Source organism: Anatilimnocola aggregata, assembly GCF_007747655.1.
GTDB classification, from domain to species: Bacteria; Planctomycetota; Planctomycetia; order Pirellulales; family Pirellulaceae; genus Anatilimnocola; species Anatilimnocola aggregata.
The window spans coordinates 8,136,579-8,153,916 of record NZ_CP036274.1 but is presented as its reverse complement, the minus strand read 5'-3'; the positions used below and the strand labels follow the sequence as shown (position 1 = coordinate 8,153,916).

At 57.8% G+C, this 17,338-nt stretch carries 14 protein-coding genes; 10 read left to right on the top strand and 4 right to left on the bottom strand.

Going from position 1 to position 17,338, the window contains the following annotated elements; genetic code table 11:
• Nucleotides 1-212 precede the first annotated feature (212 nt).
• The 4 genes from ETAA8_RS31040 to ETAA8_RS31025 all read left to right on the top strand — a co-directional run bounded on the left by ETAA8_RS31040 (nucleotide 213) and on the right by ETAA8_RS31025 (nucleotide 4,242).
• The gene (locus ETAA8_RS31040) at nucleotides 213-1,625 is read left to right on the top strand and encodes a DUF1501 domain-containing protein (RefSeq protein ID WP_145098282.1); all 1,413 of its coding nucleotides are present in this window, start codon (nucleotides 213-215) and stop codon (nucleotides 1,623-1,625) included.
• Nucleotides 1,626-1,935: 310 nt separating this feature from the next.
• Nucleotides 1,936-2,454, top strand: coding sequence for a hypothetical protein (locus ETAA8_RS31035; protein WP_145098279.1), 519 nt, complete (start codon nucleotides 1,936-1,938; stop codon nucleotides 2,452-2,454).
• A gap of 192 nt (nucleotides 2,455-2,646) precedes the next feature.
• Nucleotides 2,647-3,549 (top strand): DUF4142 domain-containing protein, encoded by a 903-nt coding sequence (locus ETAA8_RS31030; protein ID WP_145098276.1) that lies wholly within the window; start codon nucleotides 2,647-2,649, stop codon nucleotides 3,547-3,549.
• Between the two features lie 144 nt (nucleotides 3,550-3,693).
• On the top strand, nucleotides 3,694-4,242 hold the full coding sequence (locus tag ETAA8_RS31025) for a DUF1697 domain-containing protein (RefSeq protein ID WP_145098274.1): 549 nt from the start codon (nucleotides 3,694-3,696) through the stop codon (nucleotides 4,240-4,242).
• Nucleotides 4,243-4,281: 39 nt separating this feature from the next.
• Here the strand turns inward: ETAA8_RS31025 and ETAA8_RS31020 are convergent, their stop codons facing one another.
• The gene (locus tag ETAA8_RS31020; RefSeq protein WP_145098271.1) at nucleotides 4,282-5,142 is read right to left on the bottom strand and encodes an enoyl-ACP reductase FabI; all 861 of its coding nucleotides are present in this window, start codon (nucleotides 5,140-5,142) and stop codon (nucleotides 4,282-4,284) included.
• A 240-nt stretch (nucleotides 5,143-5,382) separates the two neighbouring features.
• Here ETAA8_RS31020 and ETAA8_RS31015 point away from each other — a divergent pair, with 240 nt between their 5' ends.
• Both ETAA8_RS31015 and ETAA8_RS31010 read left to right on the top strand, forming a co-directional pair.
• Nucleotides 5,383-7,329, top strand: a complete 1,947-nt coding sequence (locus ETAA8_RS31015; RefSeq protein WP_145098269.1) for a sigma-54 interaction domain-containing protein — start codon at nucleotides 5,383-5,385, stop codon at nucleotides 7,327-7,329.
• 134 nt (nucleotides 7,330-7,463) lie between these two features.
• Nucleotides 7,464-8,552 (top strand): Gfo/Idh/MocA family protein, encoded by a 1,089-nt coding sequence (locus tag ETAA8_RS31010; protein WP_145098266.1) that lies wholly within the window; start codon nucleotides 7,464-7,466, stop codon nucleotides 8,550-8,552.
• 14 nt (nucleotides 8,553-8,566) lie between these two features.
• Here the strand turns inward: ETAA8_RS31010 and ETAA8_RS31005 are convergent, their stop codons facing one another.
• Entirely contained in the window at nucleotides 8,567-9,265 is a 699-nt protein-coding gene (locus ETAA8_RS31005; protein ID WP_145098263.1) for a response regulator transcription factor, read from the bottom strand.
• A gap of 869 nt (nucleotides 9,266-10,134) precedes the next feature.
• Here ETAA8_RS31005 and ETAA8_RS31000 point away from each other — a divergent pair.
• The 3 genes from ETAA8_RS31000 (at nucleotide 10,135) to ispH (ending at nucleotide 13,554) form a co-directional block, all read left to right on the top strand.
• Complete coding sequence (locus ETAA8_RS31000) at nucleotides 10,135-11,802, top strand: two-component system sensor histidine kinase NtrB (RefSeq protein ID WP_202921373.1); 1,668 nt, start codon at nucleotides 10,135-10,137, stop codon at nucleotides 11,800-11,802.
• 5 nt (nucleotides 11,803-11,807) lie between these two features.
• Nucleotides 11,808-12,446 (top strand): response regulator transcription factor, encoded by a 639-nt coding sequence (locus ETAA8_RS30995; protein ID WP_238397837.1) that lies wholly within the window; start codon nucleotides 11,808-11,810, stop codon nucleotides 12,444-12,446.
• A 166-nt stretch (nucleotides 12,447-12,612) separates the two neighbouring features.
• Nucleotides 12,613-13,554, top strand: coding sequence for a 4-hydroxy-3-methylbut-2-enyl diphosphate reductase (gene ispH / locus ETAA8_RS30990; protein WP_145098256.1), 942 nt, complete (start codon nucleotides 12,613-12,615; stop codon nucleotides 13,552-13,554).
• A 22-nt stretch (nucleotides 13,555-13,576) separates the two neighbouring features.
• Here ispH and ETAA8_RS30985 read toward each other — a convergent pair whose 3' ends face one another.
• A complete protein-coding gene (locus tag ETAA8_RS30985) occupies nucleotides 13,577-14,494 on the bottom strand; it encodes a PP2C family protein-serine/threonine phosphatase (protein WP_145098253.1) in 918 nt (305 codons plus the stop codon).
• 217 nt (nucleotides 14,495-14,711) lie between these two features.
• On the opposite strand from ETAA8_RS30985, the gene ETAA8_RS30980 reads away from it, so the two are divergent.
• Nucleotides 14,712-15,386: a LamG-like jellyroll fold domain-containing protein gene (locus ETAA8_RS30980; RefSeq protein WP_145098250.1), complete on the top strand. Its 675-nt coding sequence runs from the start codon at nucleotides 14,712-14,714 to the stop codon at nucleotides 15,384-15,386.
• Between the two features lie 496 nt (nucleotides 15,387-15,882).
• Here the strand turns inward: ETAA8_RS30980 and ETAA8_RS30975 are convergent, their stop codons facing one another.
• Nucleotides 15,883-17,304 (bottom strand): undecaprenyl-phosphate glucose phosphotransferase, encoded by a 1,422-nt coding sequence (locus ETAA8_RS30975; RefSeq protein WP_145098247.1) that lies wholly within the window; start codon nucleotides 17,302-17,304, stop codon nucleotides 15,883-15,885.
• Nucleotides 17,305-17,338 lie beyond the last annotated feature (34 nt).

Here is a 17,338-nt window from a genome sequence, read left to right as displayed (position 1 = left end):
GAAGGGAGGGGGTTAGCGGGGGAGAATTCGGCGGTTGGTAACGGTGAACTGTGGCGAGTTTTGCGACGAAATGCAACTACATTTTTGGGGGTGCGAGTTATCGTCGCTCGTTGGCTGTGGAAGATTTGCATCGCGCGGTGCTTGCGACTAAGTTGTGCGCGCCTAAGGAGGGGCAACACGAAAGCTGGCATTGCCAAGGGAGATGTCCTACGATGAGTCGGCATCAACGGATGTCGATGGTTCTTCAAGTCCGCGATAAGGCGTACGCTCCGATGGCAAAGGACTCGGCAAGTTCGGTTCGCTACCGGCTAGCAGGACGACGGGGCTTCTTGCAAGTTTCGACGTTGGCCGCAGGGTCGCTGGCCGCCGCGAGTGTGCTTCCGACCGCGCTGAGCGAAGCTGCAACGAAGCGCCGCGCCCCCAAATCGGCGATTCTGTTCTTTCTTGCTGGCGGGCCAAGCCATATCGATACGTATGATATGAAGCCCGAGCAGACGGCTGAAATTCGCGGTCCGTTTCAAGCTTGCGAGACGTCATTGCCGGGGCTGTTGCTGCCCGAGATCATGCCGGCGCATCATGGGCTGGCTAAGGAGTTGGCAGTGGTGCGGTCAGTGACGCATCACCTGAGCGTACACGACGACGCTACCCATTGGCTGCAGACGGGCTATCCGCTCCTCAACGCTCGGGCCCGCGGGCAGAGCCATCCGGCAATGGGGGCAGTCGTTTCGAAATTACAGGGTCCGCGCCAGGAGGGAATGCCCGCGTATGTGTGTGTGCCCGAAGATTACCGCACGCATATGGGCTTTTATCTAGGGGCGAGTTATCTTCGTTCGCGCCATCAGGCACTCAACTCCGGCGGCGATCCGAGCTTGGGGAATTATCGCCCGCCGGAGTTCATGTTGCCGAAAGAGATTTCACTCCCCCGCTTGGAAGATCGCCAGAACCTGCTCCGCTCGCTTGATCGCCTGGCAGCGCAACGGGATGCCAACGTTGGCTATCAAGATGCTGATGATGCCCTGACCCAGGCCGTGGAATTGGCGGGTGGACCGCAGGCGCGGCGGGCTTTCGATCTAGAACAAGAACAGCCCAAGACCCGCGACCGCTACGGCCGTCATGCCTATGGTCAGGGGGCACTGTTGGCGCGGCGACTGATTGAGGCGGGGAGTTCGTTGGTCGTTATCAACCTGTATGAGAAAGATGTCGACTGGTGGGACGACCACACCACGATTGAGAAAAACTTGCGAGCCAGGTTGCCGCGATATGATCAGGCCTTCTGCGCGCTCGTCTCCGATCTGGCCGAGCGCGGACTGCTCGACAATACGCTGGTGGCTTCGTTTGGCGAATTCGGTCGCAGCCCGCGAATTGATAAGGGGGCAGGACGCGGACACTGGCCCGCCGCGATGTCGGCAGTTCTCACCGGCGGTGGAGTGAAGTCAGGACAGATCATCGGCTCAACGGTTGCTGATGGGAGCGAGCCAAAAGACCGCCCATTAAGCCCGGGTGACCTGCTCGCCTCGATCTATCAAGTGCTCGGCGTCGATCCGCAGCAGTCGCTGACCGATTCTCAAGGCCGGCCGATTCCGCTGTTATCGTCCGGTCTGCCCATTCGCGAGCTGTTTGCTTAGTCACGCCGCGCTGGTTTCTGTTTGGACAGGTTGAATGATTTTTGCGCGCTGACGTTTGTGCACTCGTAATCTTAAACGCCGATTCTTTGGCAATATTTCTGTTCGTCGATGTCGAGGCGAAGATCGCGAAGTTAATTCCTCGCGAATTGGCGGCCGACTAGGCGAATTCTCGCTAGAAGCGAAATGAACTTTCATGCCAATGCGAAGTGGGCATCGCCTTTGCAGATTGTGCGAGGACTCAGATCAAGAATCGAGTGCAGGCAGGACGCTGGCACCAAGGAAACAGCAATGGGTGTGAAGGGGTAGTGATATGTCAGTCACCGTACAAACAACAATTGTCGGCGTGTTCGAGAATCGCAGCGAAGCAGAAGAAGCAGTTCGCGAAATGAAAGCATTTGGAATTCAGGAGAGTCGCATCGGTATGGTGCTGCGTCATGCCAACGGACGCGAATACGTTGATCCCCGGCCGGCAGATGCTGGCACCAAGGCAGTTGAAGGTGCCGCGGTCGGAGCGGCGACGGGCGCTGGTGTTGGAGCGCTCTGGGCACTCGGAATCGCAGCGAATATTTTGCCTGCGATTGGCCCAGTCATTTCCGGCGGCATCCTGGCCGCAGTATTGGCTAGTGCAGCGGGTGGTGCTGCAACGGCTGGATTAGTAGGCGCGCTGGTGGGGCTCGGTATCTCGGAAGAAGATGCCGTGTATTACGAAGGAGAACTTAAATCGGGACGAACGCTTGTCACGGTGCAGGCTCCAGAATATGCCGCTGACCTGTACGAAATCATTCATCGACATAACGGTGTCACTGCGCACGCCACTGCGCTTCGCTAAGGCGATCGCAGTTGCGTGCTTCTTTAGGAGTTCACAACTCTCGCTGCGTGGGGCGGCGGAGCGAGAGTCTTGCCAGTCGTAGTGTTTTGGGCCGATGCACCGGGATTCGCAGAGGCGGAATGTATCCCCTGTGTTGCTCCCAAGCACGCTGGTTTTTCGGTTTTCACGAAGTTCTTTTTAGGAGAGTTGCACATGCGCAAAGTTTACGGATGGTCGGTCGCGGGAGTAGTGCTTTTTGGTGGTTTGGCCGTTGGTCAGGGAACACAACCCAGTACCAACAACCAGATCAAGCCTGGTCAAGGGCAGCCGATTCAGAATCAGCAAAATCAGAATCAGCAAAACCAAGTTCGTCCCGGTGTCGCCGGGGGCAATCAACAAGTTCAGCAATCGCAACAAGGTCAGCAATCTCAACGAAACGCCGATCAGGAAGTTGCCGCATTGATTGCAGCTTGCAATCGAAATGAAGTTGAAATCGCCAAGTTCGCCATGTCGAGGCTGAAATCGGACGAAGCAAAAGAAGTCGCTACGCTGATGATCAAGGATCATACTGCCGGGGCAGAAAAGTTCGCGAAGTGGGCTGGCACTACGAATACCAGTATTCGCAGCGAAGGGCGTGAAGAGGGCCGCGGTAACGATGGCGATCGCCGCGAGGAACGTCGTGACAGCGATCGCAACGACAATCGCGAAGGTGCCCGGGCCAATCCGGCCACTACGCCGAATAACCCGGCCGCTCGCGTGGCCGTGCAAGGGACCACTATTCAGCCCAACACCCAACCCGGCAATGCTGGTCAGCCGCGGGTTGCCTTGCGTCCAGTCAGCGGTCAGCTGAATTGGAGCCAAGTGCACCAAGAAGTGGCTGCCGAAGGTTTGGAATCGTGCAAGAAGGAATTGTCGCGCTACGAAGGTAACGATTTCGACAAGGCCTTCCTTGGTCACCAGCTGGGTGCCCACATGATGGCTGCCACGCAATTGAAGGTGCTGCGCAATCATGTGTCGAGCGAACTTGCCAGTGAGATCGACGATGCTCACGCGACGACCGAGAAGCACATCAAGCATCTGCGCGAAGTCATGGATGAAAAGAAGGATCAGAAGTAAGCCGCTTCAACGGACTGAAGACTGCTGCCTCGACTGTTCCGCAAGGGCCGCTGCTGGGTGTATATCACTCCGCGGCGGCCCTTGTCTTTTCTTGACCCTTCGGGTGAACTAGGCATTCCGCAATTCACTGGGTAAGAATGGCCTATGCATACCTGGATCGCACTCTTTCGTGGCATCAATGTTGGCGGCAACCATAGCCTGCCGATGAAGAAACTCTCAGCGATGCTGGAAGAGCTTGACTGCGTACGCGTGCAGACTTACATCCAGAGCGGCAATGTGGTGTTCGCCACTACGGTGAAGAAGGGACCAGCACTCGGCAAGCGAATCGGGGACCAAGTTGAAGCGGAGTTCGGCTTTCGACCGGCGCTACTGCTGTTGACCCTAGGCGAACTGCAGACAGCGATCGTGAATAACCCGTTTCCGCAGGCGATCAGCGATCCAAAAACGCTGCACTTCTTCTTTCTCGCAGTCGAACCAGATTCGCCCGACTTGGCGACACTCCAGAAGCAAGCTACTGCAACCGAACGATTTCAATTACTTGGTCGCGTTTTCTATCTTCATACGCCGGATGGCTTCGGCAAGTCAAAGCTTGCTGGCATTGTCGAAAAGAAGCTGGGAGTAACTGCCACAGCGCGCAACTATCGAGCCGTGGAGATGTTGGCTGCAATGGCCGCAGCAGACACGGGTGGATAGAGCCCGTGTCCGTTGAAATCGGTCAATCAACAGTAGCAACTACTTGCTGCGATACTTATCCAGCATGCGGCCGGGGCTGCCCATTTCGGAGAAGCCGCCGTCGACGTGCATGGTCTCGGCAGTGATCCCTTCCGACATCTCAGACAGGAGAAACGCGCCGGTGCGACCGACTTCTTCGTGCGTGACGCAGCGCTGCAGTGGCGACATCTGGTCGTAGACCGTTTGCATATCACCGACACCAGCAGCCGAGCCGGCGAGGGTCTTCAGCGGGCCGGCGCTAAGTGCGTTGACACGAATGCCATGCAGGCCGAGGTCGTAGGCAGCGTACTTCATGCACGAGTCGAGAGCCGCTTTGCAGATGCCCATGACATTATATCCGGGAACGATTCGCTCGCCGCCGTAATAGGTGAGCGTGAGCACTGCGGCACCACTTTCGACCACTTCGCGTTTATCGCTAAGCTTGGCAGGCTTGAGGATTCCTTTGGCAGCGTTACAAACGGCGAGCAAGCTATAGGCACTAATTTCCATCGCCAGCTTAAAACCTTCGCGACTGGTCTCGATGGTGTCCTTTTTCAGGTCATCGAGCGTAGCGAAGGCTATGGAGTGGAGCAGGAAGTCGATTTGGCCGAACTCGCTCTGGGCGAGGGCCATGACTTCCGCAATGTTCTCATCGCTTTGCACATTGAGCGGGACGAGAAACTTGGCCTGCTGCGGAAAATCGTCGATGCACTTCTGCACCCGCATGCGGTTTTTCTTGCGCTCGTCGTCGGCCTTATCGGGCAGGTGAGTGAACCCGCAGACGCCCCCCTGTTCCATGATGAACTTGGAGATGTACCACGCAATCGAGCGATCATTGGCGACGCCGAGAATCAGACCCTTTTTTCCGTCGAACATGCCCATGTGTGAGTTACCTCTAGCTGCCAAGTAGCCCGACGCGTCAGCGAGGGAGACTTGTGAGCGTACGTTCCGTTGCCAAAACCCTCGCTTGCGCTTCGGGCTACCTAAATTCCAATGCCCGCAGAATACCGCAGCTTGCCGAAATCGCCTATGCCAGACTTTTCGATTTGACCACACTTCCGTAGGATAGCGCTATCTCCTTGACGACACTGGCAACTGCCCGCGCGGACGAATTTTCAACTCATGGCCAAAACTCCCCGTCCTACGCTGGCCAGTCTCGATGCCCACCCAGCCCTTGCCGAGACCGCCTCGCATCTGTTTTATGCCGCGGCGCTTGAGAATGTACCCGCCGCGTTCCTCAAGCAGGCCCTTCCCCTCGTTTGCCAGGCTTTGGGTGGCGATTACCTGGCGCTGGTGAAGGGAGAAAAAGGGAAATGGCGCGTGCTGGGTGCTTCGGGGCCGGAGCGGCCACTGCCGACCGACCTGCTAGCCGAAGTGCTCGATAGTGACGAAGCCCAGTTGAAGCGCCAGTGGTATGTGACACCCCTTTCTCCCCACAGTGGCACCGGAGAACTACTTGCCGCTTATCGAACCTGGATGGAACGTCCCGAACCGAGCGATGCCTTTGTCACGACTGCGGGGTGGCTCAATGCAGCGCTCGCGGCCGTACGCGAGCGAGAACGGCTCGATCAACGCTTGATGCGGCTGCAGGCAATTCTGGAGATCGCTGCTCGCTGGCAACAGACGCTCGAAATGGCTCCGCTGCTGGAACAGATGGCGGCGACTTCCACGCGGCTCCTCGGTTCCGAACGAGCGACGATCTTTCTCTGGGATCGCGCGGCCAAGCAATTGATTGGTCGTCCCGCTCTTGGTGTACAAGGGAACGAACTGAGGATTCCAGATTCCACCGGCATCGTGGGACAGGTGATTCACAGCGGACAGCCGCGGCGAGTCGACGTGGATGTCGAGGCCGAGCAAGGGGAAGTCGACCGCCGCGTCGATCGGCAGTTGAAGTTTCATACCAAGTCGCTCTTGTGCGTGCCGCTGCGGGGTCGCAGCGGCGAACTGTTCGGCGCATTCGAAGTCATCAATAAGATCGGCGGCAACTTCACCGATATCGATCAGGAGGCACTCGTCGAACTTGCGGCGCACGCAGCCGTCGCGCTCGAAAACACGCAGCAAGTCGAAGACTTGCTCCATTCTCGCAAGCAGATCACAGACGACGCTGCCCAGCGGGTGCAAATGATCGGTGATTGCCCGGCAGTACAGGCGCTGCGCTCGACGGTTCGCCGCGTAGCCGACACTGATCTCGCAGTACTGATCCTCGGCGAGAACGGCACGGGCAAAGAAGTCGTCGCGCAGATGATTCACTATGGCAGCCGGCGTCGGGCAGAGCCTTTCGTGGCCGTCAATTGCGCCGCGATTACCGAAACTCTGCTCGAAAGCGAACTCTTCGGCCACGAAAAGGGAGCTTTCACCGATGCCCGCGAAATGCGGCAGGGAAAATTCGAACTTGCGTCGAAGGGAACCCTATTTCTCGATGAGATTGGCGACATGAGCCTCGCCGGGCAGGCGAAGTTGCTCCGCGTGCTGGAGGAAAAGATCGTCGTCCGCGTAGGCGGTTCGACGAACATTGCAACGAACGCGCGCGTCCTCGCCGCGACGAACCAGAACCTGGCCGATTTGGTGCGTCAGAAGCGGTTCCGCGAAGATTTGTACTTTCGCTTGAACGTCGTCACGCTCGATATGCCTCCGCTGCGCGACCGTGGCGACGATATTGTCACTCTAGCAGAACATTTTCTTAAGCACTTTTGCCTGCAGGCCCGTCGTCGAATTGTGAAATTCACCACCGCAGCGAAGCGGCGATTACTGGCGCATCGCTGGCCGGGGAATGTGCGCGAACTGCGAAACCTGATGGAACGACTCGCGTACCTGGCCCCGGACGATCAGGACAAACTCGACGCGCCAGATCTCGCATTCATCCTGTCACCGGCGTCGACCGCCGCGAATGCACTTTCGCTCGATGCTCCGCTGACCGATGCCACCCAGCGGTTTCAAATCGAGTACATCAAGCGACACATTGAAGCTTGCCGTGGCAACATGACCGCCGCCGCCGAGCGTCTCGGTTTGCACCGCTCGAACCTATACCGCAAAATGCGCCAACTCGAAATGGAAGTCGACGAAGAATGAAGAAGTGAGAATGCAGAATGCAGAACGAAGGGAAGTGCCAAGCTGCTCCTTTCGTATTATTCTGCATTCTGACTTCTGCGTTCTGCATTTCCCCCAGTCCCTAGTTCCCAGTCCCTAGCCCCCTGAGTATCACCATGCCATTCGGTTTCGGTATTGTCGGTTGCGGAATGATCTCCCGGTTTCATGCGCGGGCCATTGCAGATATTAAAGGGGCTGCGGTCACGGCTTGTTACAGCCAGACTGCAGAGTCAGCCGAGAAGTTCGCTTCTGAAATCCCCGGCTGCAAACCCTATCAAGACTTGGACGCGATGCTTGCCGATCCGCGGGTCGATGGCATCAGCATCTGCACGCCCAGTGGCGCGCACATGGAAGCTTGTGTAGCCGCAGCCAAAGCGGGCAAGCATGTGGTCGTCGAAAAGCCGCTGGATGTTACGTTGGCACGCTGCGATGCGATGATCAAAGCCTGCGAGCAAGCCGGCGTTACGCTGGCGACGATTTTCCCCTCGCGCTTTCACCATTCGTCGCAGCTGCTGAAGCAGGCGATCGACAAAGGACGCTTCGGCCGCATGACGTTGGGCGACGCCTACGTGAAGTGGTTTCGCACGCAGCAGTATTACGACAGTGGTGCTTGGCGCGGCACCTGGAAACTGGACGGCGGCGGCGCGCTGATGAATCAAGCGATTCACAGCCTCGATCTGCTGCTGTGGTTCATGGGCCCGGTGGCGGAAGTCACCGCCGCCACCGCTACACTTGCGCACGAGCGGATCGAAGTAGAAGATGTTGTAGTCGCCACGATCAAGTTCAAAAGTGGCGCGCTGGGCGTGATCGAAGCGAGCACTGCCGCCTTTCCGGGCGAGCTCAAACGCATCGAACTTCACGGCGATCAAGGAAGCGCCTGCATGCGGGAAGAAGATATCATCCGCTGGGAGTTCGCGAAAAAGACCAAAGCCGATGAAGAACTTCTGGCCCGCATGGCTGGCAAAACGCACACCGGTGGTGGGGCCGCCGATCCCAAAGCGATTGGCCATCATGGCCACACAAAGCTGTTCCAAGACTTTTTGTCGGCGATCAAGAAGGGGACGAAGCCTCTCATCGACGGTCACGAAGGTCGCCGCAGTGTGGAAGTGATTTTGGCGATCTACAAGGCGGCGGCGACGGGCAAAGCCGTGCAATTGCCGCTCGCGAAAGATCCTACCTGGCCGAATCGAAAGGCAGGTAAGTAAATCGTTGAGATTCGCTACGTAGTTCCAATGGTGGCCGGGGACGAGAACATCTGACCGAGATGGCTCATAGGCACCACGTACTGCCGGGTTGCAGCAGGTAGTTCCGGCAGCGCACCGGGTGTGCATTGCAGCCAGAGCTTCATCAGCTCGGGCACACTGCCAACGTTCAGCTTGGTCATTACGTTCGTGCGGTGCTTTTCGACGGTTTTGGGACTGATCTGCAAGCGGTTCGCAATGCATACCGTCGTCGCCGCTGCGAGCAGCAAATCGAGCACCTCGCGCTCGCGCGCCGAGAGGGTGGTGAGGCGCGTGGTTCGTTCGCGCAAACGTCGCTTGGTCTGTTCATCGCCGGTAGTGGCACGCGTCACCTTCTCGTTCAGGCTCGCTGAATCAAATGGTTGCTCGAGAAAGTCGCACGCGCCGGCTTGCATGGCATCGACTACGACTGCGGTCGAAGGCCAGGGATGTGTTGCCACAATGGTGACCGACCAATAGCGCCGGCGCACCTCCTGGATGAGTTGCAGGCCACTCATCCCAGGCTGATCTAGACTGATCAGCAGGCACTCCAGTTCTTGTGGACGATAGCGCGCGAGAAACGCTTCGGCACTTTCATATAGCTGGTGCCGCCAGTGAAGCTGACTCGCAATCTGGATCAGACTGTTTCGCGAGAGAGGATTCGCATCAACGATATGCAAACAGACGAAATGGTCCACCACCGGACTCCTTCTGCCCAAGGATCCCGAAACTAAGATAACAAAAGTGAATATCTTGCTGGTTTTGGAGGTTTTGCCGGAAAAACGTTCAAAGTGCGCCCGATATCCTATTACTAAAAACGCCTCTTTTGAGGGAATTCTTTAGGTTTCATTGCTATCAGCAGCAAATCGGCGAACACGTGCCAATAGCTCCTGCGTTCTGTCATTGAATCTGTCATTGAATCTGTCATCCCCTAGTGTCAGCGGTTTGTCACATTCTGTGTTATGCACATTGGATTTGTATCGCAACGAATTGTTGGTCGATGGGCCGTCATCCCATTGACCGCGACTCATATCTGCCAATACATGCAGCAACGGCGTACGAGGGGCGGGAATTTCCTCAGACATCACGGACGTTTGCTGATGTGGATGTCCGCACGACGATGACGACACTGACAATATGTAAAGGGCAGCCTGGCACGCGCGAGTGACACTGGGGCAGATTCGTGTCTCTTCGCCGAAGTCCAGGCCGCCCCTCCAAGAGCACCATTCCGGAAAGGATTCCGGTTGGGGCCCTGGGAGTTCGCAAGTGATGAACTGGAAAGCGAGGTCGTTTTATCGACTGGAATCCACGTTACCCCGGCTTCTCGCTCTGCCAACGAAGATGGAGGAATTCCCCATTGGTCTGGGAGGTGTTCTGGTCGCACCGTCCATTCCCTCCTCACCATCCCCGCCGCCCGCACACAGACGCGGCAATGCCCGCGCATTGGCAGGGATTTCCTCCTCGGTTCGGCCCTCGCATAAGAACCGCTGCAGCCTAGAGTTCGTTGGCAGCAAATGGCTTTCTTTCCCTGTGGTCCGCAGATCACCTTTGCACAGGAATGCGTTCCTTGTCTACTCGCAAGCGCACGGCAATTGTCGCAGAGCAGCAGTTCTCTCAAACTCTGGCACCGAATGCTGCAGTAAGTCAGCCAGCGGCTCCCGTGGGGAACTCAGCGGCCACTCAGCGGGGCGAACTCGCCTGGCAATTGATGTTGCGGCGTTTGCCGGCGTTGGTTTGGACCACTGACCGCGAATTGACCGTGGCTTCGGCGGGCGGTAGCGGTGGCGATTTCGGCCGCGATCTGCAGACTCTTGTCGGTTCCCCCATCAGCGTTTGCTTGGGCGAAGACCTGACCAGTGACTCGCCACTGATCGTTGCGCATGCCAAGGCCTTGTTGGGACAGGCCTCGTCACTGGATCATATCTTTCGCCGCAAAGCGTACCGCTTGTATCTCGAGCCACTTTCGGTCGACGGTGACATTGTGGGCTGTGTGGGAATGGCGATCGACATCACGCCGCGCAAGAGCCACGACTTCGTCGTACACAATACCTGGCCAACTCCTCAAGATGTGGACGATGCTTCTGGCCGCGGGCAAATCCATCAGCGTTTGAGCTCCGAAGTGGAAGATCGCCGTCTGGCTGAGCAGGCCTTGCGCGAAAGCCATGACCGGCTCGTGCAATTGGCAGCAAGTATAGACTCCGCCTTCTGGATTGAAGATCGCACCACTAGCGCGCCAGGACGAGTGATCTATCTCAGTCCAGGCTACGAAAGCATTTGGGGCTTTCGTGTCGAGGATGCCCTGCGTGCCGAACAGCATGCCATCTGGAAATCAGTGCACGAAGATGATCGACACCGCGTGCAGGCGTTTCTGCATGTCGACCACGATGGTCCTTCTCCCACAGCTGATTTTCGTATTCGTCGCCCTGATGGGGCGATTCGTTGGGTTCGCGCGCGGGCCTTTCCCGTGTGCGATGCGACGGGCAAAGTCGAGCGCGTGGCGGGCATTGCCGAAGACATCACCGTTCGCAAGGAAGACGAAGATCGCGAACGCCGCAGCGAGCGACTGGCCACACTGGGTAACTTTGTGGCCGGCATTGCCCACGAGATCAACAATCCACTCGGCGCGGCACTGGCTGCTACTCAAGCGGGTCTGCGATCACTGCCCAGCGATTCTCCGGGTTTACTGCGCACGTGCCTCGATAACTCCCTCAGCAGCATTCGCCGCTGCACTCAGATCGTACGGAGCTTGCTCCGTTTTTGCCGCGATGAACCGGCCAGCCACAACGAGTTCGATCTGCGCGATGTGCTTGCCGCTGCAGAGACCATCACTCGCAGCTATGCGTCGGAACGAAATTGCCAGATTGATGTGCAACTGGCCGATCATCCCTTGCCGGCGCGCGGCAGTGCCCTGGAAGTGGAGTTGGTCTTCGTCAACTTACTGCGGAACGCCATCGAGGCCGGAGCTAAGCGAGTGATCGTTCGCTGCGGCCTGTGCGAAGGACAGATCGAAGCCTGCGTGACCGACGACGGCTGCGGCATACCCCGCGAACAAGCCTGGCGGTTAGGCGAGCCCTTTTTTACGACGCGGCACAAAGCAGGCGGAACCGGTCTTGGGCTAAGCGTGGTTCACAGCATTGTCCACGAGCATCACGGCCGCATCGACTTTATTCCCCAGGATCGCGGCACCGTTGTTCGCGTGGTCCTACCGCAAATTCTTCAGGAAGAACCGTTGTGATCAATATGCCCGCATTGGTACTCCGCACAGCCCGTCACGCCCCATTAACCACGGAGCCTTGCGTTCATCTGGTCGACGATGACGAGCATTTTCGGATCGCCATCGGCCTGCTGCTGTCGACCAGTGGCATCCACACCAAGGGCTATCATTCGGCCGAGCACTTTCTGTCGGTTTATGTGCCGCAAGACAACGAGTGCCTACTGCTCGACCTGCGAATGCCGGGCATTGGTGGACTCGAACTGCAGCGTAAGATGAACGAGCGTCACATCAACCTGCCGGTCATTGTCATCTCGGCCTTTGCTGAAACGCCCTCTGTGGTCGAAACCATCCGCAACGGCGCGATCGACTTTCTCGAGAAGCCGATTGAGGAAGTGGCGCTCATCGACAAGGTAACAAAAGCCCTCGCCACCGATCGGAGTCGCAAGGCAGAGACTGGCGATCTGCATCGCCGGTTGCATCGCTTGAGCGATCGCGAGCGGCAAGTGATGCAAGGCTTTATCGACGCGAAGACGACGCAGGAAGTCGCGCGTCATCTGGGGATCAGCCCCAAGACAGTCGAGAAACATCGCGTCCACATCTTCGAAAAACTCGCTGTCTCCAGCGTACCCGAATTGATGTGCCTGCTAGCGCGGCAGGTAAAGTAGAGGCCTTTCGCAGGCGATTTCTGAAGATTCACCTCCGCGGTTTTCCTGTGATTCTCTCGCCCCGTTCTGCGGTTCTTAGATTGGCCTCTACTTCACCCCGCTTAAACTGCTCCTGCCACTCCAAGCGAGGCGTGTTATGATGCCGGGTAAGGAGCCTTGCACTGCGATGAGAATAATTCTGGCTGCTCCGCGCGGATTTTGCGCGGGGGTGAACATGGCGATTGAAAGCCTGGATCTGGCGATTCAGGCCTTCGGCACCCCCGTGTATGTCTATCACGAGATCGTGCACAACAAGTACGTCGTCGAAACCTTTCGAGACAAAGGGGCCGTCTTCGTCAATCATCTGGAAGACGTGCCGACCGGCTCCACGCTGCTGTTCTCGGCGCACGGCGTTTCGCCGGCCATTCGCCAACTGGCGAAAGACCGCCAGCTACGGGCCATCGATGCCACCTGTCCATTAGTGACGAAGGTCCACCTGGAGGCAATCCGCTTTGCCAAAGAAGAATACACCATCTTTCTGATCGGCCACGAAGGGCACGACGAAGTCATCGGCACCATGGGCGAAGCACCAGCTGCGATCATCCTGGTCGAGACCGAAGAAGACATCAACGCCCTCAACTTTCCGGATGACGCCAAGCTCGCTTATCTGACGCAAACGACGCTCTCGGTCGACGATGCCAATCGCATCATTCGTTGCCTCAAAGCTCGCTTTCCGCAGATCATCGGCCCGCCGAAAGAAGACATCTGCTACGCCACGACCAATCGCCAAGAGGCAGTACGCACGCTCGCCGCCGAAGCCGACCTGGTGCTGGTTCTCGGCAGCCAGAACAGCTCGAACAGCCAGCGGCTGCGCGAACTGGCAACCGAGCATGGCGTGAAGGCCTACCTAATCGACGGCCAAGCAGACGTGGACGATGCCTGGTTCGAAGGAGTCGAAAACGTCGTCATCACGGCCGGTGCCAGCGCGCCCGAGTCGGTCGTGCAGGAGTGCGTCGAATATCTGCGCGAGCACTTTCAGGCCACGGTCGAAGTCCGTACGCTCCGCCTCGAAGATGTTCACTTTCCGCTGCCGCGAGAACTCCGCGGATTGTCGATCAGCAAAGCTTAAAGCCCAGCTAACATTGTCCTGGCTAACACTCGCCACGGGCATATTGGGCGACGATGGTCGTAATGTTGTCTCGCCCACCCGCGGCATTGGCGGCATTGATCAATTCCCGGCAGGCAGTTTCGGGATCGGGTGCAGACTGCAGAATGGCAGCCACTTCATCGCCGGTTTGCATTTCGGTGAGGCCATCCGAACAGAGCAGCACGGTGTCGCCGGGCATCAAGTGCAGGCGATGCACATCGATTCGCACCTTTGCCGATTCACCTCCGACAGTGCTGGTGATGACATGTCGCCAACGATGATGAATGGCCTCTTCGGGCGATAACGCACCCTTGCGAACCATGTCTTCGACCAGTGTGTGATCCTGCGTCACACTGTACAAAGTGCGGTCACGAAACAGATAGCAGCGGCTATCGCCCACGTGGGCCACGTACAACTCCTCGTTCAAACTGTAAGCGAGTGTGAGCGTGGTTCCCATGCCGAGCAACTCGGGGTGAGCAACCGCTTCGTAACGGACTCGCTCGTGTGCATGCCCCAGGGCCTGGCGAAAGTCGGAAAGCAACTTATCGTCGGACTCGCCTTCGTCGCGCGTGAACCACTTGAGCGCTTCCAGGATGTAGGTCTCGACCGAATCGATGGCCAGCGCGCTGGCTTGTTCGCCAGCCGCATGTCCCCCCATGCCATCGGCCACGATAAACAAATGGCTGCAGTCGCTGCTGTGCCGCGTTTTGGGTTGCGGCAAACTGGTCTGCAAGACGCGGAGCGACTTCGCCAACTGCGCCACCAGAAACTGATCTTCGTTATTGGCCCGGTGTTGACCTTTGTCGGTCGCACCAAAGCAACGCACGGCCAGCGGCGGGTTATCGCGGGGCGGGGCGACCGTATCGAGATCGACAGTACTGACGACCTTCATTTCGGAATGCATTTCAGGATTCTGGGTCATGCCAGCAAACTCCGCACGTTAGCGAACTGAATTGGTTCGCTTCGTAATGCAAACCGCGCGCCTGGTAATATACGCCTGACCAGCCGATCAAAGTAGCCCGACGCTGTGCGGGGCAGCGCAGTCGCGGGCAATACTAGGGGCTGCGCAGAGTTGGTACATTCGGGCAAAGTCGTAAATTGCTCTCCGCTAAAATCCGCGTCTGCCAGGAGAATCGTCGATGCCGAAGCTAAACCTTTGTCTCTCCCTCTTGTTGACCCTCGCTCTTAGCAGCCTCTCGCTCCAAGCCGAAACTCCGGCCAAGCAGTCGGTGGTCTGGCAACTCGACAATTTGGAAAAGATCGGCGGAAACAAGGTAACTCTCGTCGGCAAACCCCGGGTCATTGAGACGGAAAAAGGAAAGGCCATTGAGTTCGATGGCAAAGGAGACGCTCTGTATCTCGACACCAATCCGCTCGCGGGATTGAAGGAATTCACGGTGGAAGTCATTTTTCGCCCAGCAGCAGGCGGACCCAAAGAGCAGCGGTACTTGCACTTTCAGCCCACCGGCAGCGAAGACCGCGTCCTCTTTGAAACTCGCCTGCCAGTCGATGGACAATGGTTCCTCGATACCTACCTGCAAACGGGCGAAGGAAAACACACTCTATTCGCCAAAGATTCGTTGCACCCGCTCGGCCCCTGGTACCACGCGGCGCTCGTCGTCCAGCCGAAGAAGATGCAGCACTATGTCGACGGCAAAGAAGAACTGGCAGCTGACATCGAACTAACTCCCTTGGCCGCGGGCCAGACTTCAATCGGCGTGCGCTTCAACAAGGTCCACTGGTATCAGGGGGCCATTCGCCAGATTCGCATCACCCCCGCAGCCCTCAAGCCGGAAGAGTTCTTAAAACCCTAAACGTTCAACAATCCGCCCTGTTGTTAGTAGTCAATTTCGCGGAAACACGAGTGTTATGCCATTCGGCACCTAACAATCAATCCGATTGTTGAACACCCCCTGCGGCGGTTCACGCTTCAGGGTCACTCTGGTTCGGGTCAGTGACGACGCAGTGCCGCGAGGTTTATCAACACCCCCCTTTTGCGTGCAACACAATTAAGTCGTTCTGGGACAACGAATTGCGCCCAAATTGCAAGTTCTGAAATCGTCCTGTTTGTTGATAAACCCCCGTTGTTGAAGCTCCGCAGAGCTTTTCGCAGCGCTCGGTGCCTAACGAGGAGCCCCAAGAAATGGCTCCTTGCGACGGCGCGAATTGCTCTCGTCGCGCAGGGACGGTCCTTCCACCAGGTTGCCAAACAGCCACCTGAATTATCTATACTTAGTGATTAGTTGTCAAGCAACTGTCACCGAAAATCTCGTTGCTGGCTTGGCAAGCTGCCCATCCCACACGCACTGCTTAGTACGCGTTCTTCCGCTTGAGGACGACGAGCACGGTCTGCAGCATGATCTTCAGATCGAGGCCGAGCGACCATTCGCGAATGTATTCGTGGTCGCATTCGATTCGCTTTTGCATCTTCTCGAGCGTGTCGGTCTCGCCGCGCCAGCCGCGAACTTGGGCGAGGCCGGTGATGCCCGGCTTGATCTTGTGCCGCAGCATGTACCCTTCGATCATCTGACGGTACTGCTCGTTGTGGGCGGTGGCATGGGGCCGCGGCCCGACCAGCGACATGCTGCCGCCGAGGACGTTGAACAACTGCGGCAGTTCATCGAGCGAACTCTTGCGGAGGAAACCACCGATCGGCGTCAGCCGCGCGTCGTTCTTGGTCGCTTGTGTTACCTTCGCGCCGTTCTCGCACACCCGCATCGAGCGGAACTTCCAGACCAGGATTTCGTTCCCATCGAGCCCATAGCGGCGCTGCCGAAAGAAGACCGGCCCGCGCGAGGTGAGTTTGATGGCGATGGCCGTGAGCAGCATCGGGATGGCAGCGGCCAGCAAAATGAGCGAGCCGGCCACCAGGTCGAAGACACGTTTGACCACGCCATCGACGCCGTAGAACGGATTCTCGAACACGCTGACCGCGGGCAAGCCGCCGATATCGGTCCAGCGCGAGTGAAGCATTTGGAAGACGAAGAAGTCGGGCACGATATAAACCGACGCCGTCGTATCACTCAGTTTGCTCAGCACGCCACGAATGCGATCTTCGGCCCGCATCGGGAATGTAATGTAAATCGTCTCGATGAAGCCCGCCTTGGCATCGGCAACCAGATCTTCGATCCGCCCGATTTGCCGCTTGAGACCAGCGGGCATTTCTGGATTGCGATCGGCCGGCCGATCGTCGTAGTAACCGGCCAACTGCAGACCCAGTTCGGGTGAGGCGTCTAAATTGCGTGCCAGTTGAAAGCCCAACTCCGTCACACCCACAATGGCCACCGGGCGGCGATTCATCCCGCGCGTCCATAAGGCCCGCTTGGCGGAGCGCAGGAGCGAATGCGAAATGACCATGAAGCCGGCGGTCGAACAGGCCCAGACGAGCATCAGCAGCCGAGCCTGGCCATGCCACTGTGCGGGAGATATGCCGAGCCAGGTGAGACTGACAGTGGCCAGCAATGCCAACGACAAACCCCAAGTGAGCAGCGTGCAGAAGACTTCGCGCTCGCTGGAGACTCCACGCCAACTGCGATAGAGGCCGGTGAACTCGGCGATCAGCAGATGCCCGACAATCGCCAGGCAACCCGCCACCACTTCGTGCTGCGGCAAACGGCCAATCAGCCACGAGGCCAGCCAAAGGCCGCCGACAATCGAGGCGAAATCGACGAGACGAAACAGGGAACCCATGAACGAAATTGGTTGGCGGATTCGCCGAGCAGGTAAACCCATGGGAGCCACTCGCACATCTGAATGAGGAAATTCG

What these genes read in the sequence shown, in the direction of transcription:
- ETAA8_RS31015 (WP_145098269.1), top strand. Translation starts at nt 5,383, where the DNA reads ATGGCCAAAACTCCCCGTCCTACGCTGGCCAGTCTCGATGCCCACCCA.
- ETAA8_RS31040 (WP_145098282.1), top strand. Translation starts at nt 213, where the DNA reads ATGAGTCGGCATCAACGGATGTCGATGGTTCTTCAAGTCCGCGATAAG.
- ETAA8_RS31025 (WP_145098274.1), top strand. Translation starts at nt 3,694, where the DNA reads ATGCATACCTGGATCGCACTCTTTCGTGGCATCAATGTTGGCGGCAAC.
- ETAA8_RS31035 (WP_145098279.1), top strand. Translation starts at nt 1,936, where the DNA reads ATGTCAGTCACCGTACAAACAACAATTGTCGGCGTGTTCGAGAATCGC.
- ETAA8_RS30975 (WP_145098247.1), bottom strand. Translation starts at nt 17,304, where the DNA reads ATGGGTTTACCTGCTCGGCGAATCCGCCAACCAATTTCGTTCATGGGT.
- ETAA8_RS31020 (WP_145098271.1), bottom strand. Translation starts at nt 5,142, where the DNA reads ATGGGCATGTTCGACGGAAAAAAGGGTCTGATTCTCGGCGTCGCCAAT.
- ETAA8_RS31030 (WP_145098276.1), top strand. Translation starts at nt 2,647, where the DNA reads ATGCGCAAAGTTTACGGATGGTCGGTCGCGGGAGTAGTGCTTTTTGGT.
- ETAA8_RS30985 (WP_145098253.1), bottom strand. Translation starts at nt 14,494, where the DNA reads ATGACCCAGAATCCTGAAATGCATTCCGAAATGAAGGTCGTCAGTACT.
- ETAA8_RS31010 (WP_145098266.1), top strand. Translation starts at nt 7,464, where the DNA reads ATGCCATTCGGTTTCGGTATTGTCGGTTGCGGAATGATCTCCCGGTTT.
- ispH (WP_145098256.1), top strand. Translation starts at nt 12,613, where the DNA reads ATGAGAATAATTCTGGCTGCTCCGCGCGGATTTTGCGCGGGGGTGAAC.
- ETAA8_RS30995 (WP_238397837.1), top strand. Translation starts at nt 11,808, where the DNA reads ATGCCCGCATTGGTACTCCGCACAGCCCGTCACGCCCCATTAACCACG.
- ETAA8_RS30980 (WP_145098250.1), top strand. Translation starts at nt 14,712, where the DNA reads ATGCCGAAGCTAAACCTTTGTCTCTCCCTCTTGTTGACCCTCGCTCTT.